The sequence below is a fragment of the Salinirussus salinus genome, from assembly GCF_009831455.1.
GTDB lineage: Archaea > Halobacteriota > Halobacteria > Halobacteriales > Haloarculaceae > Salinirussus > Salinirussus salinus.
In genome coordinates this window covers 554464-577679 of the sequence record NZ_WOWO01000003.1, presented here as the reverse complement: position 1 = coordinate 577679, position 23216 = coordinate 554464, and the positions used below count along the sequence as shown (strand labels likewise).

Genomic DNA, 23216 nt, shown 5'->3' with positions numbered 1-23216 from the left:
GGTCAAACCGTCCAGCCGACGAAGTCCTCCTCGGGCGTAATGCCCATCGCGTCAAGGGTGCGGGCGGTCGCAACGTAGTGGCTGGCGAGCATCGCCACACCCACCGCTGTCCCCTCGTCGTAGTGCTCGACCAGGCGCTCGTACTCGGCGTCGCGGGGGTCGCCGTGGGTAACGCCGTGGGCGTACGCCGCGAGGGCGGCGTCCCGGTCGTCGAGGTCGTCGAGGTGGCCCGCGCTGATGGCGTTGATCTCGGCGTCGGTGACGCCGGCCTCCCGGCCCAGCCGGACGTGCTGGTGCCACTCGTACTCGTGTTCGAGCGCCCGTGCCGAGGCGAGGATGACGACCTCCCGTTCGCGCTCGGGGAGGACCTCCCAGAGTCGCGTGGAGTAGCGGAGATACCACTGCAGCTGCTTGGGGGCGTTGGCCATCCCGCGGAAGATATCGGCCTCGCCGACGTCGTTCTCGGTGAAGAGGTAGCGGTACTCCTCGTCTATGTCCTCGGCGTCGAGCAGCGGGACGCGTGCCATACCCGGGGATGGGCGGGAGCCGTCAAAAGCGCGGGGATACCGGCGGCGAGCCGGGACCGCCGCACGGGGGCTGGCGGCCGGCGCCCCGGCCGCACACTCTCACTCGGCCGATTCGGGGTCCCGGACCGCCACCATCCCGAGCCCGACCCAGGAGATGACGACCTCGCCGTCCTGGTTGAGTCCCTCCATCTTGTTGTCGACGTAGCCCCGTCCGGGGTCGCTCTCCGAGCGGCGCTTGTCGACGACCTCGGTCCGGAGGTGGATGGTGTCGCCGGGTCTGACCGGCTGTCGCCAGCGGAGTTCGTCGACGCCGCGGGCGCCCATGCTGGCGCGCTTGTCCATCATGTTGTCGACGAGCAGCCGCATGCAGATGGCGGCGGTGTGCCACCCCGAGGCGACGAGTTCGCCGAACGCCGATTCCTTCGCGGCCTCCTCGTCGGTGTGGAACGGCTGGGGGTCGTACTGCGACGCGAACTCGATTATCTCCTCTTTGGTGACGTGGTACTCCCCGAACTCCTCGGTGTCGCCCACCTCGATGTCCTCGTAGTATTTCATCGCCCGTCGGTCCGTGGGCGGCCGGCAAGAAGGTGTTGGGTAGGGCTCGGGCCGTGTCGGCCGGCGCGGCGACGCGCCGTCAGTCGGTCGCGCTCTCGGCGGCCGGCCCGACGCCTTCCGCGGCCCGTTCCTTCCGGACCCGCAGGTAGAGCAGGAGCGCACAGAGGGTTGCCAGAAGCCCCGCCGCGACGGCGATGGCGAAGGCGACCCGGTAGCCGAACGCGGAGTAGACGCGGGTGCCGTTGACCGTCTCGCCGGTCCAGTAGGCGTCGAGCGCCGCGCCGAGCACGACCGGGAAGACCGCGGCGCCCAGCCAGCCCATGCTGTTGACGAGGCCGATGACGGTCCCGCTGGCGGCCTCGGGGTGGCGTTCCTTCATCACGGTGTAGGCAAGCGGGATCCCGCCGCGGAGCACCCGCGAGAAGAGGAAGACCGCACCCACCAGTAACAGGGGGATCGTCCCGAAGACCGCGAACACGCCCCAGGTCAGCATGAACATCACCGCCGAGAGAACGATGAACTCCGCGCGGCGGCCGACCTTGTCCGAGAGCCACCCAAAGAGGGTGGGGCCGACCATCCCGCCGATGTTACCGAGCAACAGATAGACCGATGCCTCCGTCACGGAGATGTCGTAGGTCTGGACGAGGTAGGGGATCCCCCACAGCCCGAAGATGGTGATGCCGACCCCGGTCATGAAAAAGAGCATGACTCCGAGCAGCCAGGTCTCGGCCTCGGTGACGGCGTCTTTGACGTACCGCTTGAGGTCGCTCGCCGTTACTTCGGGGCGGTCGGGGACGTTCTGGATGGGCTCCAGCCCCGCCGCCTCGGGGGTGTCCTGCGAGAGGAGGACGACGCCGACGGCGATCGCCAGCCCCGCGACCCCGAGCCCGACGACCGTCCCGCGCCAGCCGAACGTGGAGATGGCGACCGCCAGCGGCGTCGTCGCGGCCAGCCCGCCGAAGATGCCGACCGTGAAGGTGACGCCGGTCATCGTGCCGAACTCGTCGGGCCGGTACCAGTTCGCACAGTACCGCAGCGCCGCGATGAAGAGGACGCTCGCCCCGAAGCCGACACAGAGCCGGCCGACGAACGCCACAGGATAGGTGGTCGCCACGCCGAAGGCGATGGCGCCGGCGCTCATCAGCCCCGTCCCGGTGGCGGCGATGGCGCGCGCGCCGAACCGGTCGGTCAACAGCCCCGCCGGCACCTGCAACAGCGCGTACAGGTAGAAAAACGAGGAGTGCAACAGGCCGAGACTGGTCGCGCTCGTGTCGAAGGCCCGCATCAGCTGTTCGGAGAGGACGGCGGTCGACGTCCGGTGGAGGCTCACGAGGAAAAACGCCGAGACGAGCAGCCCCCAGCCGAACCACCGCCGCTTGTAGGGGTCGGAGAGCAGGTCCATCCCCCTGGGGTTCGTCACCACGCCCCATAAATCCCGGTCCCGCGGGCGTCTCCGACCGTGACGGCCCGGCGGGCCCGCTCGCGCCGGCGGGTGATTTATCGGCTGTCCGGCGCTCGAGCCCGCATGGTCGACGCCACCGTCACGCCCGTCGACAGGGGCACCATCCACCTCGACGAGAACTACGCCATCGAGCACGCCACCGTCGCCACCGCCTCGGAGCCGAACCCCGAGGCCGAGCGCATCGCGGGGAAAGTGTACAATCTCGTCGTCGACCACCCCGAGGCGACGATACTCTGGGACACCGGCTCCCATCCCGAGGCCGGCGCCGGCCACTGGCCCCCGGCCCTCTACGACGCCTTCGAGCACGCCGACGCCGACGAGCGGGACCTCCCGACCGCGCTCGACGACGCTGGGTACGCCCTCGAGGACGTCGACTGCGTCGTCCAGTCACACCTCCACCTCGACCACGCGGGCAGCCTCCACCGGTTTGCCGGCACCGACGTCCCGGTCTACGTCCACGAGGAGGAACTCAAGTACGCCTACTACTCCGCGAAGACCGACGAGGGGTCGGCCGGCTACGTCCTCAAGGACTTCGACCACGACCTGAACTGGCGGGTGGTCCACGGCGACGAGACACACTTCGAGGGGGTCGAGTTCCTCCACCTGCCCGGCCACACGCCGGGGCTGATGGGAATGCGCGTGGACGTCGACGGCTACGGGACGGCGCTGTTCATCGGCGACCAGGCCGACGAGCGCGCGAACTACGACAAGGGGATCCCGATGGGCGGCGGGCTGCTCTGGAGCAAACACCACTGGCGCGAGAGCCTGCGGCGGGTGCAGGAACTCCAGCGGCGAACCGGCGCCGACGTCTTCTGTGGCCACGCCTCGGAGGACTTCGAGCGGCTGCAGGGCGGGCTGCCGTAGCGGGTCCGGTCCACCGCGACGCTCACCCGAACGCCAATGTGAGAGCCCTCCGAAGCCCGCCGGCATGGTCACCTACGACCGCGACGGACCCGTGGCCGTCATCGGCATCGACCGCCCGGAGGCAAAGAACGCCATCGACAACGAGACAGCGCTGGCACTCCAGGAGGCCTGGGAGCGTTTCGACGGGGACGACGACGCGGCGGTGGGTGTCCTCACCGGCGACGAGGAGGTCTTCTCGGCGGGCGCCGACCTCAAAAAGATGGACCTAGAGGACCGCGACGAGGGGTGGCTGGGCTTCTCCCGGATGGAGGTCTCGAAACCCACCATCGCCGCCGTCGAGGGGCACTGCGTGGCCGGCGGGCTGGAGATGGCGCTGTGGTGTGACCTCCGGGTCGCGGGCGAGTCGGTCGTCTTCGGTTGCTTCGAGCGCCGGTTCGGCGTCCCGCTGGTCGACGGGGGGACCCAGCGCCTCCCCCGCATCGTCGGCCAGGGGCGGGCGCTGGACATGATCCTCACCGGCCGTCCGGTCGAGACTCCCGAAGCGAAGGAGTGGGGGCTGGCCAACCGCGTGGTCGGGGACGGCGAGGCGCTCTCGGCAGCAATCGAGCTGGGGAAGACCATCGCGGGGTTCCCACAGCGGACCGTCCGGACCGACCGCGCCGCCGTCTACGACGGGCTGGGCCAGGAGCTCGCACAGGGACTGAAAGTCGAGGCCTGGCACGGCCGCCGGGCGCTGGAGACCGCCGAAGCGGGCGCCGAGCGGTTCGCCGCCGGCGAGGGACGTGGCGGCGAGGGCATCCCTGACGACAGAGCTGCCTCGCGTGAGGACGGCGAGTCACACGAGGGCGCGTGAGACAAATGCACCCCGGGAGCGGGGAACGTCCGGGTTGACGGCCGGCACACTGACACACGTTTTTTGTCGACGAGGGGCGGATCCTCACGGGTGTGGACAGTTCACGCGCCGCGGTCGCGGCCAGCCGAGCCGGAAGCTGGCCGGTCGTCGACGGGAGTCGGTGTGCAGGCACGGGAGCGCCGGCGGGGAGCGGGTGAGTCGAGGGTGGGAGGATGAGTTCGAGCCGGGTTGCCTACAGCGGGCTCGTGCTCGCGGCGATGGGCTTCCTGCTCACCCGTTTCACCATCGCCTTCGCCGCCATGGACGACCCCATGGTGTTCCTGTTCTCCGGGCTGGTGCCGCTGGTGCTCGGCCTCTCGCTGAGTGCGTACGGTGTCGTCCTGACCGTCGGGGCCTACGACCCCGCATCGGTGCGGACGGTCGTCCGCTGGTCGCTGCTGGGGACCGGCGCGATGGGGGCGCTGGTCGTGTTGACGGTACTGGGGTCGGACCCCGCGACGCCGATGACCGTCGACGCGCTGCGCTCGGAGACGTACTTCTCGAACTTCCTCATCGGGGGTGCGGTCGGCGGGACGCTCACGGGCGTCTACGCGGCGCGAACCCGCCGCCAGCGGGAGACGCTGCGACAGCGTGCGAACCGGCTCACCGTCCTCAACCGGCTGTTGCGCGACCAGGTGATCAACGCCGCCACCGCCATCACCAGCCACACGGCGCTGCTGCGCGAGCGGTACCACGACGACTCCGTCGAGACCATCGGGGAACAGGGCGAGCGGGTCGTCGAACTCATCGAGGACGTGAAGTACCTCTCGCACACGGGCGAGGGGTCGGACGTGAGCCTGCGGACGTGTGACCTCCAGGCGTCGGTCGACCGCGCCGTCGAGACGGTCCGGTCGGCACATCCCGAGGCCGACTGCCGCGTCGACGGAACCGACGAGGACGTCGCCGTCCAGGGCCACACACAGCTCTCGGAGGTGTTCCGCCACCTCGTCGACAACGCCGTCAGGTACAGCGACGGCGACCCGCCGACGGTCGAGGTGTCGGTGACGGCGACCCGCCAGTCCGCGACCGTCACCGTCCGCGACGACGGCCCCGGCCTGCCCGCCGACCAGCGGACGCTGCTCGCCGACGGGGAGATCGCCGAGTTCGACGACCCGACGACCGGCTTCGGGCTCAACATCGTGCGCCTGCTGGTCGAGAGCGCCGACGGCGGGGTCCGGGTCGACGTCGACGAGGGTGGCTCGACGGTCGCGGTCACCCTCCCGCGTGCCGACCCCGACGCCGGCGCCGACGAGCCGGCGTCGCGGGTCACCGCACCGGAGATCGCCGGCGGACGGCTCGGGGTGACCGTCGCCGCCGGCCTCGCCGCGGGCGTCGTGATGGGGGTCGTCCTGAGTGCAGCTGGCGGACTGATCCCGGTGATCGGGGCGCTGTACGGGATCCAGAATCCCACCGTGGGCTGGGTCACCCACCTCTTTCACAGCGTCGTCTTCGCGCTCGGGTACGTCGGGGTGGTCTCCGCGGCCCCACGGTCGTACACGACCGCCCCTCTCGACCGGGTCGCCGTGGGGGTCGTGTTCGGGCTCGGGCTGTGGGTACTCGCCGCCGGGGTCGTGATGCCCGTCTGGCTCCGGCTGGTCGGGGTCGGTGCCCCGCTGCCGAACCTGCCGCCGGGCTCGCTTGCCGCACACGCGCTCTGGGGGCTGACGGCCGCGACGGTCTACCACGCCGGCGACCGGTGGCTGGCGGGCCGGGAGGTGTCGCTGCCGTCCCCGGGCGTCGACCTCCGGTGACCCGCTGCGAGCGTGGGTCCGTCCTCACGGACCCACGGGTCGCTCAGAACAGGATGGTGCCGTGGTGGCGGTCCCGTTCGGTCCGGCGCTTGTCCGCGAAGGCGTCGAGCCGGTGGAGCAGCTGCTCGCGGAGGTCCCCCGCGGGGAGGAGTTCGTCGACCTGCATCCGGGCGGCCTGCTTGCGGATGTCGATGCGCTCGTCGAACTCCGCTTTCACCTCCTCGACGAAGGCCGCCCGCTCCTCGGGGTCCATCTCGGCCATCTGTCCGCCGAAGAGGGCGTGGACTGCAGCGTCCGGGCCCATCACCGAGATCTCCGCGGAAGGGAGCGCGAGCGTGGCGTCGGCGCCAAAGGCCGGGCCGCACATCGCGTAGATCCCCGCGCCGTAGGCCTTCCGGGTGATGACACAGAACTTCGGCACCTGGGCGTTGGAGGTGGCGTAAATGAACTTCCGGCCGCGCTGGAGGATGCCCTGGCGTTCGACTTTCGAGCCGACCATGAACCCCGGCGTGTCACAGAGGTATATCAGGGGCAGGCCGTACGCGTCACAGACCCAGACGAACTCGGCGGCCTTCTCCGCGGAGTCGGGGAAGATGGCGCCGCTTTTCTCCTCGGGCTGGTTCGCCACCACGCCCACCGGCTGGCCGCCCATGTGTGCAAACCCGGTGACGATCTCCGGCCCGAACCGCGGTTTGAGTTCGAAAAACGAGTCGCTGTCGACCACGCGGGCGATGACCTCGTGGACGTCGTAGGCCGCGTTGGGTTCCTCGGGGATGACGGCGTCGAGCCCTTTGGGGTTGGCCTGTGGCGCGGCGGGCTCGCTGGCCGGCAGGTCGGCGGCGTAGTTCTGTGGCAGGTAGGTCAGCAGGTCCCGGACGGCGTCGGCGGCGGCCTCCTCGTCGGGCACCACGAGGTCGGCACTGCCGGAGTGGCGGGCGTGCACTTCGGGGCCGCCGAGCTCCTGCATGTCGACGTCCTCGCCGGTCATCGCGTTGACGATCCGGGGGGAGGCGATCGCCATCCCGGAGATCTCCTCGACCATCACCAGGAAGTCACAGAAGACGGGTGTGTAGGCGGAGCCGGCGATGTCCGGGCCGTAGAGCACGCCGACCTGAGGAACCTGGCCGGAGTGGATACACTGGTTGAAGAACATCCGGCCGCCGCGGTAGCGGTCCATGTGCGTGCTCCCCTCGCCGCGCTCGTCGGCGTCCAGCCGGGCGCCCGTGGAGTCGATCAGCCGGAGGATCGGCGCGCCGGCCTCGGCGGCGCGCTCGGCCAGGCGGATCTCCTTCTCGACGCCCATCTGTCCCAGCGAGCCGGCCTTGACGGTGTAGTCGTTGGCCGAGAAGAAGACCTGGCGGCCGTCGATGCGGCCGACGCCAGTGATGAGTCCGTCGGCGGCCAGGTCCTCGCCGTCGTGGCGGGCGAAGGTGCCGTCCTCGTAGGTGATCTCGTCGAAGACCAGGTCCAGGCGGTCGCGGACGAACAGCTTGCCGAGCTGTTCGACCTTCTCGTGGCCCCGTTCGGGGCCGCCCTCCAGGATCTCGGCGACCTCCTCGCGGAGGCGGTCCTCGCGGTCGGTGACGACCGCGCCGGCGTCCTCCCACTCGCCGTCGTCGGCCGCGACCCGCCCACCCTCTGCCGGGACCACCTCGACCGGCCGACCGAGGTGTTCGGCGACCGCCGTGGCGATGACGCGGGCCGTCTCCTCGTCGGGGGCCGTGTCGACGCGGATCTCCACGGCCGTCACCACCTCGCGGCCGGGGTCGAGGCCCCGCGCCGGCCCGCGGCGGGTTCAGTCCGGGAGCGGTCCGCAGTCACGGTCAGGGAACGTTCTGTGTGCACGGTGCGGTGATGCGCCCTGGCGGTCTTCAATGTGTGGGTGTCACACACCCTCACAGTTTCGGCGCGTGGGGTCCGCGTCCCGTCACAGGTCCACCAGGTGGGTCCCCGCACGGGGTCGCGGGCCGTCAGAACTCCTCGTCGGTGGACTCCAGGGGGCCGCCAAGCCGCTCCTCGATGTCGTCCTCGAGCTTGTAGCGCTGGACCTTCTGGGTGGCGCTGCGGGGGAGTTCGTCGACGAAGAAGACCCGCCGGGGGTGGGCGTAGGTGGCGACATGATCCAGCGAGAACTCCCGGAGTTCGCGCTCGGAGACCTCCGCGCCCTCTTCCAGGACGACGTAGGCGACCGGCGCCTCCCCCTTGACCTCGTGGGGGGCGGCGACGACCGCCGCCTCGGCGACCGCGGGGTGCTCGTAGAGAGCGTCCTCGACCTCGGCGGGGTAGATGTTCTCCCCGCCAGCGATGATCATGTCGTCGGCCCGGTCGACGATCCAGAAGTAGCCGTCCTCGTCGACCCGGGCGATATCCTTGGTGTGGAAGTAGCCCTCGTCGTCGAAGACCTCGCGGGTCTTCTCGGGGCGGTTGTAGTAGCCCTCGAAGACGTTGGGGCCGCGAATGGCGATCTCACCGGTGACGGCGTCCTCGTCTTCGAAGTCGATGTCCTCGTCGGGGACCGGTTCGAGCTGGTCGGTCGTCACCCTGGTCTCCCCGGTCGCGGGGTCGACCAGCTTGATCTCGACGCCATCGAGTGTCGGTCCGACGCTGCCGGCGGCCTTCTTGACGCCGTGACCGGGCTCGATGGTGCCCGCGGGGGCGGTCTCGGTCATCCCCCACCCCTCCGTCATCGGCACGTCCCAGGCGTCCATGATCGCCCGCCTCGTGGAGTCCGCCAGCGGCGCGGCCCCACAGAAGGTGTACTCCAGCGAGGAGACGTCGTAGTCGTCCTCGTTCTCGCGGTACTCCCGGAACAGCTCCGTGAACAGGGCCGGGACGCCCGCGAAGAAGGTGACCTCCTGCTCGCCGAAGTCCTCGAGCATCGCTTCGGCGTCGGGCTCGGCGTGAAAGACCATCTCGGCGCCGCTGTAGAGGCAGGTTCCCATCATCCCGTTCAGCCCGTAGATGTGGAACAGCGGAAGGACGACCAGGAAGGTGTCCTCGGGGTCGACCGACAGCCCGCCCTTGTCCAGGGCCTCGATGGTCGACAGGAGGTTCTGGTGGGTCAGTTCGACGCCCTTCGGCCGGCCCGTGGTGCCGCTGGTGTAGGGCTGGACGGCGACATCGTCGAAAGCGCGGTCGACACCCGCCGCCTCGCGGTCGAAACTGTCGTCGACGTCCGCGATAGCCTCGGCGTAATCGACGACACCTTCGCCGGAGACGCCGGGGATGTACGCCGTCTCGATGCCCGTGGCCGCCGCCAGTTCCTGGGCCTCGTCGGCCAGCCACACCGAGCCGAAGAGGACGTCCATGTCGGCGTCCTCGACGACGAAGCCGAGCGTCTCGGGGTCCATCCGGAGGTTCAGCGGGACCGGGATAGCACCGGCCCGCATCGCGCCGAAGTACACCTTCGGGAACCAGTCCGTCGTCGGGATGAACAGTCCAACCCGCTCGCCGGGCTCGACGCCCGCCTCGACCAGCAGGTTCGCCACCCGGTCGGCGGCCGCGTCGAGCTCCGCGAAGCTCGTCTCCTCACCCCGGAACGTGACCACCGTCTTCTCCCCGTACCTGTCTGCCGCCATCGCCGGCAGGTCCCCCATGTGCGAGAGCGGTTGACCGTCGTAGTACTCCATGGAACTCTATGCGAGACTCTCTCACAAAAAATTATGCCTGTTATTGACAGTCAACCCGGGGACGGCTCGGACGGGTACGGGAAGCCGGACCGCTAGCTGTCGGCGCTGGCGCTCGCGCCAGTTTCGGCGCCCGCGACGGCGTCGTCGAGTCCGTCGCGCCGGACGACGTCCGAGACCTCCGCCATGGCCGTCTCGGGGCTCTCGATGGGGTCGTGGGAGGGCTCCTCCTCCTGGGTCTCCGTCACCCCTTCCTCGCCGGTCACGTCGAGGTACAGGTCACGCAGGGAGTCGGTATCGGTCGACATCGGTACTATCTTGATTGATTGTGGTTCTATATAAATGTTTCGCCGACGGGCCACGGTGACTCTCCCGCGCCACCGTCCGACCGGGGAGCGACGACGCCGGTGTGCCCGGCCCCGACCCGGCCACAGTCCGGCCAGTGTCGTCCCTGTTGCGAGTCCCTTATTACCACTCAGTGTGACCACCGAGTGATGAGGCGACGAACCTTCCTGAGGGCAGCGGGTGCGGGGTCGCTTGCTGCGCTCGCAGGCTGTGCAGCGACACCGACCGGCGACGGGACCACACCTCCACCGGAGGAGACCACCGGCGGGGCCACGCGCACGCCGCGGGAGACCATCGACGGGACACCCAGCGGCACGCTCCGGGTCGCGACCTACGACTCGTTCACCGGAGAGGGTACCGCCGGCACCTACCTGAAGTCGGCGTTCGAGGACGAGTACCCCGGCGTCACCGTCGAGTTCACCACGCCGTCGAACGGCGTCAACCAGTACATCCAGCGCAAGCAGTCGGGTGCGCCGATCGACGCGGACCTGTACGTCGGAGTCAACACGGACGACCTGGTTCGCGCGGACGAACGGCTCGATGACGCGCTGTTCATGCACAGCCGGGACCACCTCGACCGGGCCGACACGATCAAGCCTGACCTCGAGATCGACCCCGAGGGGCGAGCCGTTCCCTACGACACGGGCTACATCAGCCTGGTCTACGACGAGAGCGCCATCGAGGCCCCCGAGACCTTCGACGACCTGCTCGAACCCGCCTACGAGGACGCGCTCATCACCCAGAACGCCCAGCAGTCCGACCCGGGACAGGCCTTCCTGCTGTGGACGATCGACGCCAAGGGTGAGGACGGCTACCTCGACTACTGGGACTCGCTGGTCGAGAACGGCGTCACCATCCTCGACGACTGGCAGCCGGCCTACAACGCCTACATGAACGAGGAGGCGCCGATGGTGGTCTCCTACTCGACCGACCAGGTGTTCTACGGCGCCGACGCGGACCTGACGCGCCACCAGGTCGGGTTCATCGAAGGAGAGGGGTACGCCAACCCCGAGACGATGGCCCGCTTCGCCGACACCGACCAGCCCGCGCTGGCGCGGCTGTTCATGGACTTCGTCCTCCAGCCCGACCACCAGGGGCAGGTCGCCGAGCGGAACGTCCAGTTTCCGGCGGTCACGGACGCACAGCTCGGCGAGACGTTCTCGGAGCTGGCCAAGGAACCCCCGGAGGCAGTCACGTTCACCTACGACCAGCTGCAGGGCAACGTCGACGAGTGGACGGACGCGTGGGCCCGTCGCGTCGTCGGGAACTGACCGACAGGATGGCACCCAGCAGGTGGCCCGAGCGGGCGGCACTGCCCGCGGCGGTCGCGGGGACGCTCGCCGTCATCGCGGTCGTCTTCTACTACCCTGTGGCGACCGTCTTCGCCGAGGCGGTGCTCGACGCCGGTCGCCTCACGCTCGACCCGCTGCTGTCGGTGCTCGGGGACCCCTTTTATACTGGGGTCGTCCACCACCTCTTCGTCGACCCCGCCGGCGTTCCCGCCGGGCTCCTGGCGTGGGTCGACGCCGGAGCCCCCCCGGTCGAGTTCGGGCTCTTCGGTTTCACCGCCTACCAGGCGGCGCTCTCGACGCTCGCCAGCGTCGCCCTCGGGCTCCCGGGCGCGTACGTGCTCGCCCGGTACGACTTCCGCGGCCGCGAGACCGTGCGCTCGCTGACGATCGTCCCGTTCGTGCTCCCGTCGATCCTGGTCGCGGTCGGCTTTCTGGCCATGTTCGGCCAGACCGGCGTGCTCAACGACCTGCTCGGGGCCGTCGGCCTCGGCCCGGTCGAGGTCGTCTTCACGCTCGAGGCGATCGTCATCGCACACGCCTTCTACAACGCGCCGCTTGTGATACGGCTGGTCGCGACCGCCTGGGAGTCGGTCGACCGCCGGCAGGTCGAGACCGCCCGTGCGATGGGCGCGTCGCCGCTACGGGCGTTTCTCGACGTGGTGGTGCCGGCCATCCGCCCCGCACTGCTGACGGCCGCGCTGCTGACGTTCGTGTTCACCTTCCTGTCGTTCCCGATCGTGTTGGCGCTGGGCGGGCTCGAACTGGCGACCGTCGAGGTGTGGGTCTTCGCCCGCGTGCAGGCACTGGACCTGAGCGAGGCGGCCACGCTCGCGACGCTCGAGACGCTCGTCTCGCTCGTGCTGATGTATCTCTACCTCCGGTACGAGAGCCGTCAGCGCGCGACGACCGGCGCCGGCCAGCCCCTGCCCCGAAAGCCGCTCGCGACCGGCTGGGCGACCCTCCGGAGCCCGGTTCGGCTCGCGCTGGCCGGCTACGCAGTCGTCGCCGCGGTCGTCTTCCTCGGGCCGCTGGTCAGCCTGCTGCTGGAGAGCGTCACCGCCCCCGACGGCTCCTTTACAACCGCCTACTACGAGTTCCTGCTGACCCAGCAGGCATCGACGGCCGCCGGGACGGCCAGGCCGCTGCCGGCGGTCCTCAACTCGCTCGTGTACGGCGCCGGAACGCTCCTGCTCGCGGTCCCGATGGGGGTCGTCGTCGCCGTCGTCGCGACCCGCGGGGGACGGGGGTCGCGGCTGGCCGAGACAGTGCTGAGCGCACCACTCGCGGTCAGCGGGATCGTCGTCGGGCTCGGGCTCCTCCAGACGATGGTCTTCGGGACGGTGCTGTTCGGCTACCGGCTGACTGCGGCCGGTCCCGTCGCGGTCGTCTTCGCCCACGCTGCCGCGGCCTACCCGTTCGTGACGCGCAACGTGGCGCCCGCGCTGGGCGGGCTCGACTCCCGGTACCACGACGCCGCCCGCTCGCTGGGAGCGAGTCGGCTGCGGGCGCTGCTCGACGTCGACCTCCGGCTGGTCGCGACCGCCGTCCTCGCCGGGGCGGCCTTCGCCTTCGCGATCAGCGTCGGCGAGTTCGATTCGACGGTCTTACTCGCCGAGGGGACGGACAGCTACACCATGCCGGTCGCGCTCGAACGCTACGTCGGGAACCGCTCGCTCGGTCCCAACCTGGGGCCGGCGACCGCGATGGGGACGGTCCTGCTCGCGGTCACCGGCCTGAGTTTCGTCGCGATCGACCGCCTGGGCGGACGGTGGGAACCGTGACCGGGGTCACCCTGCGGGACGTCTCGGTGACCTTCGGTGGCGTTCCCGCGCTGGCGAACGTCTCGCTGTCGGTCGACGACGGGGAGTTCTTCACGCTGGTCGGCCCCTCGGGCTGCGGGAAGACGACGACGCTCCGGACCGTTGCCGGCTTCGAGACGCCCGACGCCGGCGCCGTCGAGATCGGCGGCGAGGACGCGGCTGGCCGCCCGCCCGAGCAGCGAAACGTCGGCATCGTCTTCCAGAACTACGCCCTGTTCCCGCACATGACCGTCCGGGAGAACGTCGCTTACGGGCTCCGGTTCCGGGACCCGCCTCGCGACGTCTCGACCGACCAGCGCGTCGGCGAGTTGCTCGACCTCGTCGACATGGCGGGCATGGGCGAGCGCGACCCCGGGGAGCTGTCCGGGGGCCAACAGCAGCGGGTCGCGCTGGCTCGGGCGCTCGCGCCCGGCCCCGACGTGCTCCTGCTCGACGAGCCGCTGTCGGCGCTCGACGCCCGCCTGCGCGAGCGCCTGCGGGTGGTGGTCCGCTCGCTCCAGCAGGAGCTCGGCATCACGACGGTCTACGTCACCCACGACCAGGCCGAAGCGCTGGCAGTCAGCGACCGCGTGGCGGTCATCGCGGACGGCCGCGTCGAGCAGGTCGGCCCGCCGGAGACGGTCTACCGCGAGCCGGCGAGTCGCTTCGTCGCGGAGTTCGTCGGCGACAACAACCTCTTCGAGGCCACGGTCGGGCGGGGAGACCCATCGCGTGTGACCGTCGACGGGCGGACGCTGGCCCTGCCGGGGCTGGATCTTGCCCCCGGAACGGACGCCCTGCTGTCGGTCCGGCCGGAGGCGGTCGCGGTCGACCCCGACAGTCCGACCGGCCCGACCCTCGAGGCGACCGTCGAGACCAGCGAGTTCCTCGGCGACGCCTACCGGCTGCACTGCCGGTGGGGCGACCGGACCCTGCTGGTCAAAACGACCGGCGACACGGCTCCGGACGGCACCGTCACGCTTGGGGTCGACCCCGGACGTGTCACCGTCGTGGACCGGGGTGGTGAGACGTGACGGTCGTCAACTGGGGTGGCGACACATGACAGCCGTCCACCGAGGTGAGCGCGCGTGACCGAGGACCGCCTCGGCAAGGTCGACGCCGGGACCTTCGAACGCCTCATCGCACCGCGCCTGGGCGCCGACCGGGACGACGTGACCGTCGGCCCGCAGGCCGGCGTCGACTTCGGCGTCTTCGAGGTCGGCGGGCAGGCAGTCGTCACCGCGACCGACCCCCTCTCCTTTCTGCCCGCACTGGGCCACGAGCGGGCCGGCCGGCTCGCACTCGATATCGTCCTCACGGACGTGGCGGTCTCGGGGGTCCCACCCTCGCACGTCACGCTCGGTCTGACCCTCCCGCAGTCGTTCGGGGAGGAGACCTTCGCCGGCGTCTGGCGGGGGATCGACGCACACGCCCGCGACCTCGGCGTGGCGGTCGTCTCGGGCCACACCGGCTACTACCCGGGCGTCGAGAGCTCCTGGGTCGGCGCGGCGACGGCCATGGGAGTCGGCGACCCCGGCGACGTCGTCCGGCCGGACGGCGCACGGCCAGGTGACGTCCTTGTGGTCTCGACGGGTCCCGCCGCGGAGGTCACCGGGCTGTTCGCGACCCTGTTCCCCGACGACCTGGACCTGCCGGCCGAGACGGTCGCGACCGCACAGGAACGGGTCGACGACATCGCGGGCGTTGCCGACGCCCTGGCCGCCCACGACGCCGGGCGCGTGACCGCGATGCACGACGCGACCGAAGGCGGGGTGGTCGGTGGCCTCGCGGAGATGGCCGACGGCGCCGGCGTGCGGGTCGACCTCGACACGGCGGCAACGCCGGTGGCTGACGGCGTCGAGCCGGTGTGTGACGCGGTCGGCGTCGACCCCTGGCGCGTCACCAGCTGCGGAACGCTGTTGACCGCGGTCGACGCCGACGACGCCGCGGCAGTCGTCGACGCACTCCGGGACCGGGGGACCCCGGCGGCGGTCGCCGGCCGGGTCCGCGAGGGGTCGGGACTGTACGTCGACGGCGAGGCCACCGCCCCGCCGGAGGTCGACGAGTCGTGGGCGGCGTTCCGCCGGCTGTCGGAGTAACCGGCGGGGAGTATATGCCCCGGCCGAACGTAGGTGCGGCCATGCGAGTCGACCACGAGGGACTCCAGTTCGAACGACTCGGCCACGCGAGCGTTCGCATCGAGACCGGCGACCGGGTCGTCTACATCGACCCCTGGTCGGAGGTACTCGACGGGGCGCCGGGCGACGGCGACGTCGTCTTCGTCACTCACGACGACCCCGACCACTACGACCCCGACGCCATCGCGGCCGTCGCGAAGCCGGACGCGACGGTGGCCGCCTACGAGGCCGTCGACACGAGCGACCTCGAGTTCGATGTCCTCGGACTCCCCCACGAGGGCGAGCGCACGGTCGCGGGCATGACCGTGGAAACCGTGCCGTCGCACAACGACCCCGACGGGCCACACGTCGACGACGACGGCGACCCCTGGCACGCGGAGGGCGAGGTCGTGGGCCTCCTGCTGACGATAGACGGAACGACCGTCTACTTCCCATCGGACACGGACTTCCTGCCCCACCACGAGTCAGTGCGGGCGGACGTCTTCCTCCCGCCCATCGGCGGCCACTACACGATGGACCGTCACGAGGCCGCCGACTTCGCCCGCAGCGTCGCCCCCGACCTGACCCTGCCGGTCCACTACGACACCTTCGAGGCCGTCGAGACCGACGCGGAGGCCTTCGCCGAGGAACTCGCGGCCGAGGGCTTCCGCGTCGAGCTGTTCTGAGGCGTAGCCGGGCAGGGTTCCGTGGGGCGGCGTGAGCCGGCCGACGCGACAGGCGTAAAGCCGCCCCGCCCGCACGGCGACCATGCGCGAGGCACACCCCGTCGAGCGATCCGTCGGGATGGCCTACTACGTCAGCGACGCCGACGGGACCGGCGGCCGCCTGCGGGACTCGCCCGCGGACTTCCGGGTTCGCGAACTCGAGGCCGTCGACCCCGAGCCGGTCGAGGCCGACTCCGGCTCGTACCCCCACCTCCTGTTGCGGGTCGAACTGCGGGGTTGGGACACCAACGACTTCGCGGGCGCACTGTCGGACAAGCTGGGTATCTCCCGCGAACGGATCTCCTGGGCGGGCACGAAGGACAAACACGCCGTCACCACCCAGCTGTTCTCTATCGACGGCGTCGACCCCGACGACCTGCCCGACCTCCGCGACGCCGACCTCGAAGTCGTCGGGCGGGTCGGCCGGCCGGTGCTGTTCGGCGACCTGGCGGGCAACGCCTTCGAGGTGGTCGTCCGCGAGCCCGACCGGCCCGAAGCCGTCGAGGCGGTCACCGACGACCTCCGGACGTTCGCCGGCGCGGAAGGGTCCGTGACCGACGACGGCGTGACCGTCGGCGTCCCCAACTACTTCGGCCAGCAGCGCTTCGGCAGCCGCCGGCCGGTGACACACGAGGTCGGGCTGGCACTCCTCGGGGAGGGGTTCGAAGCGGCCGTCCTCGCGTACGTCGGCAACCCCTCCGACCGCGAGCCCGAGCGGACCCGCGAGGCCCGCGCCCACGTCGAGGAGACCCGGGACTGGCAGGCGGCGCTGGAGCGGTTCCCGGGCCACCTGGGCTACGAGCGGGCGATGTGTCACCGGCTCGCGGAGGTCGACGGCGAGCCCGGCCCCGCGGACTTCCGGGCGGCCCTGGAGACCGCGCCGACGAACCTCCAGCGGCTGTTCGTCAACGCCGCCCAGTCCTACGTCTTCAACGAGATCCTCTCGGCGCGCCTGGAGCGCGGACTGCCCTTCGCCGAGCCTGTGGCGGGCGACGTCGTCTGCTTCCGGGACCGCGATGTCGACGCGCTCGCCGTCCCCGACACCGGCCGCACCCAGCGGGTGACCGACGGGCGTCTGGAGACGGTCCGCCGCCACTGCGAGCGCGGCCGGGCGTTCGTGACGGCGCCGCTCGTGGGGACCGAAACGGAGCTTGCAGATGACGAGCCCGGGGAGATCGAGCGGGCGGTGCTGGAGGATGTGGGTGTGGAACCCGCTGCCTTCGACCTTCCCGGGGAGTTCCACAGCGAGGGGACCCGGCGGGCGGTGCTGGTCCGGACAGAGCTGGAAGTCAAGCACGAACCGCTCACCTTCGAGTTCGCGCTCCCGAAGGGGAGCTATGCGACGGTCCTGTTGCGGGAGTACCTGAAGACCGACCCGGAGGGGCTGGAGTGAGAGATGGTGGCTGTGTTGAAACCCTCAACTGCTGACGCCATCGGCGTGACCGATACAGAGGATGAGTTCAGTACGAGCCTGAGACCACCCATCACGGAGTAGTGATTCCGGTTCACACGTGTGATCGGAACACGTCGTCGGACGAGTTACTACTATTCTCCCGGCGCCCCTCTCCCCGTGGGCATAGTCCTTTCAGGGGCAATGATGCCTATGACCCCGAAGATCAGGCAGATACCGCCCAGGAAGATCGTAATGGGGCCATCGGGTATGTTTCCCGTATACGGTATCCAAGGACCGTCTCCCATAAACACAGTCCAGAGAATAACACCGCCCAACACTGCCAGACCGACCGAGATGACACGTTGCGTCCATGCACTCCGATAGTTTGCCATAACAGAACATTATTTCAATCTTTTATTAATTTTAGGGCGTGGATCTACCTGCTTCTCCGTTGTCCCGCCAGTCCCCGACTGCTGCATTCGCGCTGTGTATTCAGCACGGCTCCAACGATATATCAGCGATTGAGCGTTTCAACAGAGCCGAGATGGTTGGTTCGGGGATTGCGGAAGGCGGAGAGCCAGGTGAGAAAGCCCCGAGGCGTTGCGGGCGCGCGCCTCGCTGTGCGCCTCAGTCGCTTCGCTCCCTGCGGTGCCTGCGTCACCGGGAGGGCGAAACTCTCCCGAGCCCGCGGCGCGACGCGCCGCGGACGGCGTGCTTCCCGCAACGCCTCGCCCTTTTCAGCTCCACCCAACACCACACACCTCCCCAGCCGATTCGCTCACTCGGTCGCTATTGCTCCCTCGCTCGCTCACCCCTCGCACGATGTCGTCGCGGCCGGAGCCGCGACAGCGTGCGCCCGACTCAATTTACGCTCACTTCTCCCGCCTCGCGGACCGACGGGAGTCACGACAACTGGGCCCCGAATCGCCTCACTTATCGGCGCGAGCGCCCCAGATCCGGTATGGAGTGCGGTCGCTGTGGCTCGCCGCTCGCCCGCCCGGGCGACTACTGTCTGGTCTGTCGCTCGGAGAACGCCGACACCGTCGTCCTGGAACTCTCCCGCGAGCGGGCCCGCGTGACCACCATCGCCGACGGCGAGGTCCTCGGACAGCGGGAGGTGACCACCACCCCCGAGACCGACGGCGAGCGCGAGCCGCCGGAGCTGCGCGCCTTTGCCGGGCAGGTCGCCGACGAGGTCCGCCGGAAGCGCCCCGAGGAAGTCTACGCCACCGGCGACCGCGAGGTGCTGCGGGCGGTCCGGGCCCAGTTGCGCTACGAGTTCTACCGCGTCGAGGCGGAGGACCCGGTCGCCCACGTCGTCGAGCACGGCGGCGAGGAGCCCCTGGAGGTGGTGGAGGCACCCGTCGCCGAGAAACTCGGCGGAACCCACTCGACGCTGATCGGCGGCCGCGACGGCCGGGCGGCCCTGGAGGTCGTGGCCGAGCACCCACACGTCAAGAAGATCATCCCCGGTCCCATCGACGCGGGTGGAGTCTCCTCGGACTCGGGGCTGCGCGCCAAGGCCACCCGCGCGGACGGGACCGGCAACGTCCGCCTGCTGGTCCGGGAGGGCTCGAGCGTCCAGGAGAACCGCGTGGTCACCACGGCGCGGGACCGCGAGCTCGGCGAGCGGGTCCGGGCCGACCTCAACGAGGCGCTCTCCGAGGCCGACCTGAAGGAGTAGCCACGGACTGACCGTCCCGGGTATCCCGGGACCCGGACGGCTGGCGCGGGGTGGCCGAACTACAACTCATTTAACCGGTCGGGCTGAAACACCCCCCGCGTGACACCGCCAGACGACCCCGAGGAGGAGAGCGAGGTCGAGACCGTCCGCGAGGCCGTCGAGCAGTCCCGCAGCGGGGCGCCGGCCGTGGGGTCGGTCGTCCGGGACCGGTTCACCTCCAACGAGATCTTCCAGCGGATCGTCGCGGCGGCCGACGAGGAGATCACCTCCGGGAGCCGGGAGCTGTTCTTCAGCGCGCTCGCGGCCGGCTTCGCCATCACGATCACCTTCCTGCTGTACGCGTCGCTGACAGCCTCGACCGACGGCGACCCGGTGTTGAGCGCGATGCTCTACCCGCTGGGTTTCATCTACATCATCATCGGCGGCTACCAGCTCTACACCGAGAACACGCTCCCCCCGGTGGCGCTGACGCTGGAGCGGCTCGCCAGCATCCCGGCGCTGTTGCGCAACTGGGTCGTGGTGCTGGCCGGCAACTTCGCCGGCGGGGCGCTCGGCGCGGCGGTGCTGGCCTACGGCGGCGTCCTCTCCGCCGACGGTGCGGCGGCCGCCCTGAGCCTCGCCCAGAAGGGCATCGAGACGAGCCCTGGAACGCTCTTCGTGAAAGCCGTCTTCGCCGGGCTGATCGTGGCCGGCGTCGTCTGGGTGGAGTACGCCGCCAGGGACACCATCTCCCGGCTGGTGGTCGTCTACCTGGCCTTCCTGGCCATCCCGCTGGGGGGGCTGTTCCACGTCGTCGTCTCCTTCACCGAGATGCTGTATCTCGTGTTCCGCAACGACCTCGGCCTGCTGCTCGGGCTCCGGGAGTTCGTCCTCCCGGTCCTCGCCGGCAACACCGTCGGCGGGGTCGTGCTCGTGACGGCCGTCAACTACTTCCAGACGACCGAGACCCGCCTCGAGTCGGCCCGGTTCCAGGGAGCCGCCCGCCAGCTGTCGCTCCGGGAGTGGGCCTTCGGCGGGTTCGTCGGTCGCTCGTACGTCCCGCTGGTCGACACCGCGACCGAGGGCGAAAGCTCGGGAGGGTACCGGGTCGTCGTCCCCATCGCGAACCCGCGGACCGAGTCGGGCGTGCTCGAGCTGGCCTGCCGGGTCGCCAGCGCACACGAGGACGCCACCGTCCACGCGGTCCACGTCGTCCAGATGCCACAGCGCCGTGCCCGCGCGTACGGCCGGAGCCAGCGGGCCCGGATCGTCGCCGAGTCCGACGACCTCCTCGCGGACGTCCGCGAGCGCGTCGGGCAGTACGACGTGAACTGCGAGACGTCGACGGTCGTGTCACACCGCTCCTTCGAGGAGATATTCGACATCGCACGCCGGAAGGACGCGGACCTGACGGTGATGGAGTGGGGCGACGACCGGCTCTGGAGCGCCGTCCGCACCGAGCGCCCCCTGACCGAGATGACCCACCGGCTCCCCTCCGACTTCCTGGTGTTGCGGGACCAGGACCTCGACTTCTCGCGACTCCTCCTCCCGGTCGCCCGGAGCCCCCACGCCGACCTGAGCGCCGAGGTCGTCGAGGGTCTCCGGACGACTGCCGACGCCGAGGTGACGCTGATGCACGTCGTCGACAACCCCGAAGAGCGCGAGCGCGGCGAGGCGTTCCTGGCGGACTGGGCCGCCGAGCGGGGTCTCGGTGACGCCGAGCTCGTCGTCGACGACTCCGGGGACATCGAGCGCGCGATCGAGCGGGAGGCGCGCGAGAGCACCCTGCTCGTGATCGGCGCGACCGACCGCGGGCTGCTCGCCCGGCTGGTCACCGGGTCGCTCCACCTCGGCGTCGTCGAGGACGTCGACTGCTCGGTGGTGCTGGCCGAACGATCCACCAGGCGGGGGTTCCTCCGGCGGCTGTTCTGAGCGCCCGCATCCCCACTCGTGTAGCACGGCCTATATGTATATCCGGGCGGCGAGCGTAGCCACACTAGATGCCCGAAGAACAGCTGTTCAAGACCGAGAGACGGCTTTCGCGGACCGAGGTCGCAGAGGCGCTGCGCGGCGCTGCCGAAGGGGTCGAATCCGGGTCCGTGACCCTGGAGAGCGACACTGACAGCCGGGAGGTTGCAGTCCCCGAGAACCCCCGGTTCGAGGTCGAACTCGAGGTGCTCACGGACTCGGAGACCGGGGAGCAGCGCTACGAGCTCGAGTACGAGGTCAGGTGGACCGGGGAGGGTGACCGGCCCGAGTAGCGGCCGCGCTCTCGCTGGGGGCCCGGACCCGGACCGCCCAGTCCGGGCCTGTGGCGCGCGGTTCGGACTCGTAGCGTTTATACCGCCGCCTGCCGGATGGTGTGTCACCATGAGCGAACAGCGCGGTAGCGTCGGCAGCGCCGGCCGCTTCGGGGCCCGCTACGGCCGGGTCGCCCGACGACGGGTCGCCGAGATCGAGAGGGACACGAACGACGACCACACCTGCCCCGAGTGCGGCGAGGACCGGGTCTCGCGGCAGGGCACCGGCGTCTGGGAGTGTAGCTACTGCGGACACACCTACACCGGGGGGGCCTACCGCCCGGAGACGCCCGCCGGCCGCACCGTCAACCGGTCGATCCGCGCGGCACTCGCCGAGGACGCCGAGGAATGAGCTACAAGTGCGCCCGCTGCAAGCGCGACGTCACCCTCGACGAGTACGGCGGCGTTCGCTGCCCCTACTGCGGCCACCGCGTGCTCCTGAAGGAGCGCAGCCGCGACGTCAAGGAAGTCGAGGTCAACTGACCCCGACTGTCGGCCAGGAGGCCGGAGCCGACACTCTGTGAACGGACCGTGAACGAAGCCGTCTTCTCTGCCGTCTACGACACTCCCGAGCGCGCCCGCCGCGTCGAGCGGGCGCTCCGCCCGGAGGTCGGCGATATCGACGGTGACCGGACGACAGTCGGGCTGGCCCGCGAGGGCGACACCCTCGAAGTCACGGTCCGGGCGACCGACCTGACGGCACTGCGGGCCGGGCTGAACACCTGGCTCGGGCTGGTCGACGTGGCCGAGCGAGCCGGCGGAGCTGGCGGGAGCGGGTCCACAGGCGGGGAGGGCGACAGTGGCGACGACAGCAGGCCGGGTGTCGACCGAGACGGGGACGGAGCCGCCGGATGACCGAAAGCTTGGGTTTATCCCTGCGGGTCACGAGGTGACGGACATGCAAGGGAATCTGCCGCCGGAAGCGCAGGAGAAGCTCGAGGAGCTCCAGGACCTCCAGGAGACGGCCCAGCAGGTCGCCGCCCAGAAACAGCAGGCCGAGACCACCCTCGAGGAATCCGAGACCGCCCTCGAGGAGCTCGAGAACGTCGACGAGGACGCCACCATGTACCGCGAGGTCGGCGAACTCCTCGTGAAGACCGACTACGCCGAAGCCAAGGAGGACCTGGAGGAGAAAGTCGACAGCCTCCAGGTCCGCGTCGAGACCCTCGAAAAGCAGGAAGAGCGCGTCCAGACCCAGTTCGAGGAACTCCAGGAGGAGCTCCAGCAGATGCTCGGCGGTGCCGGCGGCGGCGGGCTCGGCCCGGCCGGCGGCGCGTAATCCGACGGCGAATCCCCGCCCCTCTTTTCAGCATCGATGACAGACAACACCGACGACGGCACGGCCGAGCCGAGCGACGACGAGGTCGTCCGGGCCGCCGCGCAGGCCGCCGAGGACGTCGTGTTCTCGCGGTACGACCGCGCCGCGGTGCGGGACCTGGACGTGACTGTCACCTTCGAGGACGGGGTCCTCGAGGTGGACGTCTACCTCGACGCGGAGGGCGGGGACCCGGACCGGGTGGCCGACGACGCCGCCCTGGCTGCACGCGGGGCTGCCGACGACCTGTTGCTCTGAGCGCCCGGCATGCGGGCAGGGGCCGCTACTCCTCGAGCCGGCTGCTCGCCAGGCCGGTCCGGAGGGCGAGATAACAGAGTATCGATACGAAGGCGATCGGCGGGAAGATCAGAAAGCCCCACAGCGGTTTGAGTCCCCAGCCGAGCAGCAGGACGAGGTTGATGACCCCCAGCGCGAGGAAGGGGAGTGCCCACAGCACCGCCCGCTTGCGGGTGATGGGGTATCCGTCGTCCTGCCCCGTAGCCGTCGCCATACCCGGGGTTCGGGGCGCAGGCAAAAAAGCGCCGCGCTTGCACAGCGTGCGGGAGGCGTCAGCGGGTGTCAGAGCGGAG

Annotated in this window: 24 protein-coding genes; 17 read left to right on the top strand and 7 right to left on the bottom strand. The window is 70.2% G+C overall.

Going from position 1 to position 23216, the window contains the following annotated elements; all coding sequences use genetic code 11:
* Positions 1 to 2: 2 nt before the first annotated feature.
* From GN153_RS12830 to GN153_RS12820, 3 genes are all read right to left on the bottom strand, one after another.
* On the bottom strand, positions 3 to 527 hold the full coding sequence (locus GN153_RS12830) for a carboxymuconolactone decarboxylase family protein (protein WP_159903404.1): 525 nt from the start codon (positions 525 to 527) through the stop codon (positions 3 to 5).
* Positions 528 to 626: 99 nt separating this feature from the next.
* The gene (locus tag GN153_RS12825) at positions 627 to 1082 is read right to left on the bottom strand and encodes a MaoC family dehydratase (RefSeq protein ID WP_159903402.1); all 456 of its coding nucleotides are present in this window, start codon (positions 1080 to 1082) and stop codon (positions 627 to 629) included.
* 79 nt (positions 1083 to 1161) lie between these two features.
* Complete coding sequence (locus GN153_RS12820) at positions 1162 to 2484, bottom strand: MFS transporter (RefSeq protein ID WP_159903401.1); 1323 nt, start codon at positions 2482 to 2484, stop codon at positions 1162 to 1164.
* Between the two features lie 123 nt (positions 2485 to 2607).
* Between GN153_RS12820 and GN153_RS12815 the strand changes: the two genes are divergently transcribed.
* The 3 genes from GN153_RS12815 to GN153_RS12805 all read left to right on the top strand — a co-directional run bounded on the left by GN153_RS12815 (position 2608) and on the right by GN153_RS12805 (position 6051).
* On the top strand, positions 2608 to 3408 hold the full coding sequence (locus GN153_RS12815; protein ID WP_159903400.1) for an N-acyl homoserine lactonase family protein: 801 nt from the start codon (positions 2608 to 2610) through the stop codon (positions 3406 to 3408).
* 64 nt (positions 3409 to 3472) lie between these two features.
* Entirely contained in the window at positions 3473 to 4261 is a 789-nt protein-coding gene (locus GN153_RS12810; protein ID WP_159903399.1) for a crotonase/enoyl-CoA hydratase family protein, read from the top strand.
* A 212-nt stretch (positions 4262 to 4473) separates the two neighbouring features.
* A complete protein-coding gene (locus GN153_RS12805; protein ID WP_159903398.1) occupies positions 4474 to 6051 on the top strand; it encodes an ATP-binding protein in 1578 nt (525 codons plus the stop codon).
* A 43-nt stretch (positions 6052 to 6094) separates the two neighbouring features.
* Here GN153_RS12805 and GN153_RS12800 read toward each other — a convergent pair whose 3' ends face one another.
* The 3 genes from GN153_RS12800 to GN153_RS12790 form a co-directional block, all read right to left on the bottom strand.
* Positions 6095 to 7792, bottom strand: a complete 1698-nt coding sequence (locus GN153_RS12800; protein WP_159903397.1) for an acyl-CoA carboxylase subunit beta — start codon at positions 7790 to 7792, stop codon at positions 6095 to 6097.
* Between the two features lie 229 nt (positions 7793 to 8021).
* A complete protein-coding gene (locus GN153_RS12795; protein WP_159903396.1) occupies positions 8022 to 9680 on the bottom strand; it encodes a class I adenylate-forming enzyme family protein in 1659 nt (552 codons plus the stop codon).
* Positions 9681 to 9772: 92 nt separating this feature from the next.
* Positions 9773 to 9985, bottom strand: a complete 213-nt coding sequence (locus tag GN153_RS12790; RefSeq protein ID WP_159903395.1) for a hypothetical protein — start codon at positions 9983 to 9985, stop codon at positions 9773 to 9775.
* A gap of 186 nt (positions 9986 to 10171) precedes the next feature.
* Between GN153_RS12790 and GN153_RS12785 the strand changes: the two genes are divergently transcribed.
* The 14 genes from GN153_RS12785 (at position 10172) to GN153_RS12720 (ending at position 22884) form a co-directional block, all read left to right on the top strand.
* Positions 10172 to 11293 (top strand): thiamine ABC transporter substrate-binding protein, encoded by a 1122-nt coding sequence (locus GN153_RS12785; RefSeq protein ID WP_159903393.1) that lies wholly within the window; start codon positions 10172 to 10174, stop codon positions 11291 to 11293.
* Between the two features lie 8 nt (positions 11294 to 11301).
* Positions 11302 to 13095: an ABC transporter permease gene (locus GN153_RS12780; RefSeq protein WP_159903391.1), complete on the top strand. Its 1794-nt coding sequence runs from the start codon at positions 11302 to 11304 to the stop codon at positions 13093 to 13095.
* Positions 13083 to 14147, top strand: a complete 1065-nt coding sequence (locus GN153_RS12775) for an ABC transporter ATP-binding protein (protein ID WP_159903389.1) — start codon at positions 13083 to 13085, stop codon at positions 14145 to 14147. The genes GN153_RS12780 and GN153_RS12775 overlap by 13 nt, the downstream gene beginning before the upstream one ends.
* Positions 14148 to 14201: 54 nt before the next feature.
* Positions 14202 to 15212: an AIR synthase-related protein gene (locus GN153_RS12770; protein ID WP_159903387.1), complete on the top strand. Its 1011-nt coding sequence runs from the start codon at positions 14202 to 14204 to the stop codon at positions 15210 to 15212.
* 41 nt (positions 15213 to 15253) lie between these two features.
* Positions 15254 to 15916: an MBL fold metallo-hydrolase gene (locus GN153_RS12765; protein ID WP_159903385.1), complete on the top strand. Its 663-nt coding sequence runs from the start codon at positions 15254 to 15256 to the stop codon at positions 15914 to 15916.
* Positions 15917 to 15998: 82 nt separating this feature from the next.
* Positions 15999 to 17348 (top strand): tRNA pseudouridine(13) synthase TruD, encoded by a 1350-nt coding sequence (gene truD / locus GN153_RS12760; protein ID WP_159903383.1) that lies wholly within the window; start codon positions 15999 to 16001, stop codon positions 17346 to 17348.
* Between the two features lie 961 nt (positions 17349 to 18309).
* Positions 18310 to 19032 (top strand): DUF2103 domain-containing protein, encoded by a 723-nt coding sequence (locus GN153_RS12755; protein WP_159903381.1) that lies wholly within the window; start codon positions 18310 to 18312, stop codon positions 19030 to 19032.
* Positions 19033 to 19131: 99 nt separating this feature from the next.
* Complete coding sequence (locus GN153_RS12750; RefSeq protein WP_159903378.1) at positions 19132 to 20943, top strand: formate/nitrite transporter family protein; 1812 nt, start codon at positions 19132 to 19134, stop codon at positions 20941 to 20943.
* 68 nt (positions 20944 to 21011) lie between these two features.
* Positions 21012 to 21272, top strand: coding sequence for an amphi-Trp domain-containing protein (locus GN153_RS12745; RefSeq protein WP_159903376.1), 261 nt, complete (start codon positions 21012 to 21014; stop codon positions 21270 to 21272).
* Positions 21273 to 21381: 109 nt separating this feature from the next.
* Positions 21382 to 21663, top strand: a complete 282-nt coding sequence (locus GN153_RS12740) for a 50S ribosomal protein L37ae (protein WP_159903374.1) — start codon at positions 21382 to 21384, stop codon at positions 21661 to 21663.
* Entirely contained in the window at positions 21660 to 21794 is a 135-nt protein-coding gene (locus GN153_RS12735) for a DNA-directed RNA polymerase subunit P (RefSeq protein WP_159903372.1), read from the top strand. Before GN153_RS12740 ends, GN153_RS12735 begins: the two co-directional genes overlap by 4 nt.
* Positions 21795 to 21842: 48 nt before the next feature.
* Entirely contained in the window at positions 21843 to 22166 is a 324-nt protein-coding gene (locus tag GN153_RS12730; RefSeq protein WP_159903370.1) for a KEOPS complex subunit Pcc1, read from the top strand.
* A gap of 43 nt (positions 22167 to 22209) precedes the next feature.
* Positions 22210 to 22590 (top strand): prefoldin subunit beta, encoded by a 381-nt coding sequence (locus GN153_RS12725; RefSeq protein ID WP_159903368.1) that lies wholly within the window; start codon positions 22210 to 22212, stop codon positions 22588 to 22590.
* 36 nt (positions 22591 to 22626) lie between these two features.
* The gene (locus tag GN153_RS12720) at positions 22627 to 22884 is read left to right on the top strand and encodes a DUF3194 domain-containing protein (protein WP_159903366.1); all 258 of its coding nucleotides are present in this window, start codon (positions 22627 to 22629) and stop codon (positions 22882 to 22884) included.
* Positions 22885 to 22909: 25 nt separating this feature from the next.
* Here GN153_RS12720 and GN153_RS12715 read toward each other — a convergent pair whose 3' ends face one another.
* Positions 22910 to 23137 carry a hypothetical protein gene (locus GN153_RS12715; protein ID WP_159903364.1) on the bottom strand — a complete coding sequence of 76 codons (228 nt, stop codon included), beginning with the start codon at positions 23135 to 23137 and terminating at the stop codon, positions 22910 to 22912.
* Between the last annotated feature and the right edge of the window lie 79 nt (positions 23138 to 23216).

Excerpts from the sequence above, each read along its gene's own strand:
- GN153_RS12790 (WP_159903395.1), bottom strand. The coding sequence starts at position 9,985 with ATGTCGACCGATACCGACTCCCTGCGTGACCTGTACCTCGACGTGACC.
- GN153_RS12725 (WP_159903368.1), top strand. The coding sequence starts at position 22,210 with ATGCAAGGGAATCTGCCGCCGGAAGCGCAGGAGAAGCTCGAGGAGCTC.
- GN153_RS12830 (WP_159903404.1), bottom strand. The coding sequence starts at position 527 with ATGGCACGCGTCCCGCTGCTCGACGCCGAGGACATAGACGAGGAGTAC.
- GN153_RS12765 (WP_159903385.1), top strand. The coding sequence starts at position 15,254 with ATGCGAGTCGACCACGAGGGACTCCAGTTCGAACGACTCGGCCACGCG.
- truD (WP_159903383.1), top strand. The coding sequence starts at position 15,999 with ATGCGCGAGGCACACCCCGTCGAGCGATCCGTCGGGATGGCCTACTAC.
- GN153_RS12740 (WP_159903374.1), top strand. The coding sequence starts at position 21,382 with ATGAGCGAACAGCGCGGTAGCGTCGGCAGCGCCGGCCGCTTCGGGGCC.
- GN153_RS12810 (WP_159903399.1), top strand. The coding sequence starts at position 3,473 with ATGGTCACCTACGACCGCGACGGACCCGTGGCCGTCATCGGCATCGAC.
- GN153_RS12785 (WP_159903393.1), top strand. The coding sequence starts at position 10,172 with ATGAGGCGACGAACCTTCCTGAGGGCAGCGGGTGCGGGGTCGCTTGCT.
- GN153_RS12805 (WP_159903398.1), top strand. The coding sequence starts at position 4,474 with ATGAGTTCGAGCCGGGTTGCCTACAGCGGGCTCGTGCTCGCGGCGATG.
- GN153_RS12735 (WP_159903372.1), top strand. The coding sequence starts at position 21,660 with ATGAGCTACAAGTGCGCCCGCTGCAAGCGCGACGTCACCCTCGACGAG.
- GN153_RS12745 (WP_159903376.1), top strand. The coding sequence starts at position 21,012 with ATGCCCGAAGAACAGCTGTTCAAGACCGAGAGACGGCTTTCGCGGACC.
- GN153_RS12780 (WP_159903391.1), top strand. The coding sequence starts at position 11,302 with ATGGCACCCAGCAGGTGGCCCGAGCGGGCGGCACTGCCCGCGGCGGTC.
- GN153_RS12815 (WP_159903400.1), top strand. The coding sequence starts at position 2,608 with ATGGTCGACGCCACCGTCACGCCCGTCGACAGGGGCACCATCCACCTC.
- GN153_RS12795 (WP_159903396.1), bottom strand. The coding sequence starts at position 9,680 with ATGGAGTACTACGACGGTCAACCGCTCTCGCACATGGGGGACCTGCCG.
- GN153_RS12715 (WP_159903364.1), bottom strand. The coding sequence starts at position 23,137 with ATGGCGACGGCTACGGGGCAGGACGACGGATACCCCATCACCCGCAAG.
- GN153_RS12755 (WP_159903381.1), top strand. The coding sequence starts at position 18,310 with ATGGAGTGCGGTCGCTGTGGCTCGCCGCTCGCCCGCCCGGGCGACTAC.
- GN153_RS12820 (WP_159903401.1), bottom strand. The coding sequence starts at position 2,484 with ATGGACCTGCTCTCCGACCCCTACAAGCGGCGGTGGTTCGGCTGGGGG.
- GN153_RS12720 (WP_159903366.1), top strand. The coding sequence starts at position 22,627 with ATGACAGACAACACCGACGACGGCACGGCCGAGCCGAGCGACGACGAG.
- GN153_RS12825 (WP_159903402.1), bottom strand. The coding sequence starts at position 1,082 with ATGAAATACTACGAGGACATCGAGGTGGGCGACACCGAGGAGTTCGGG.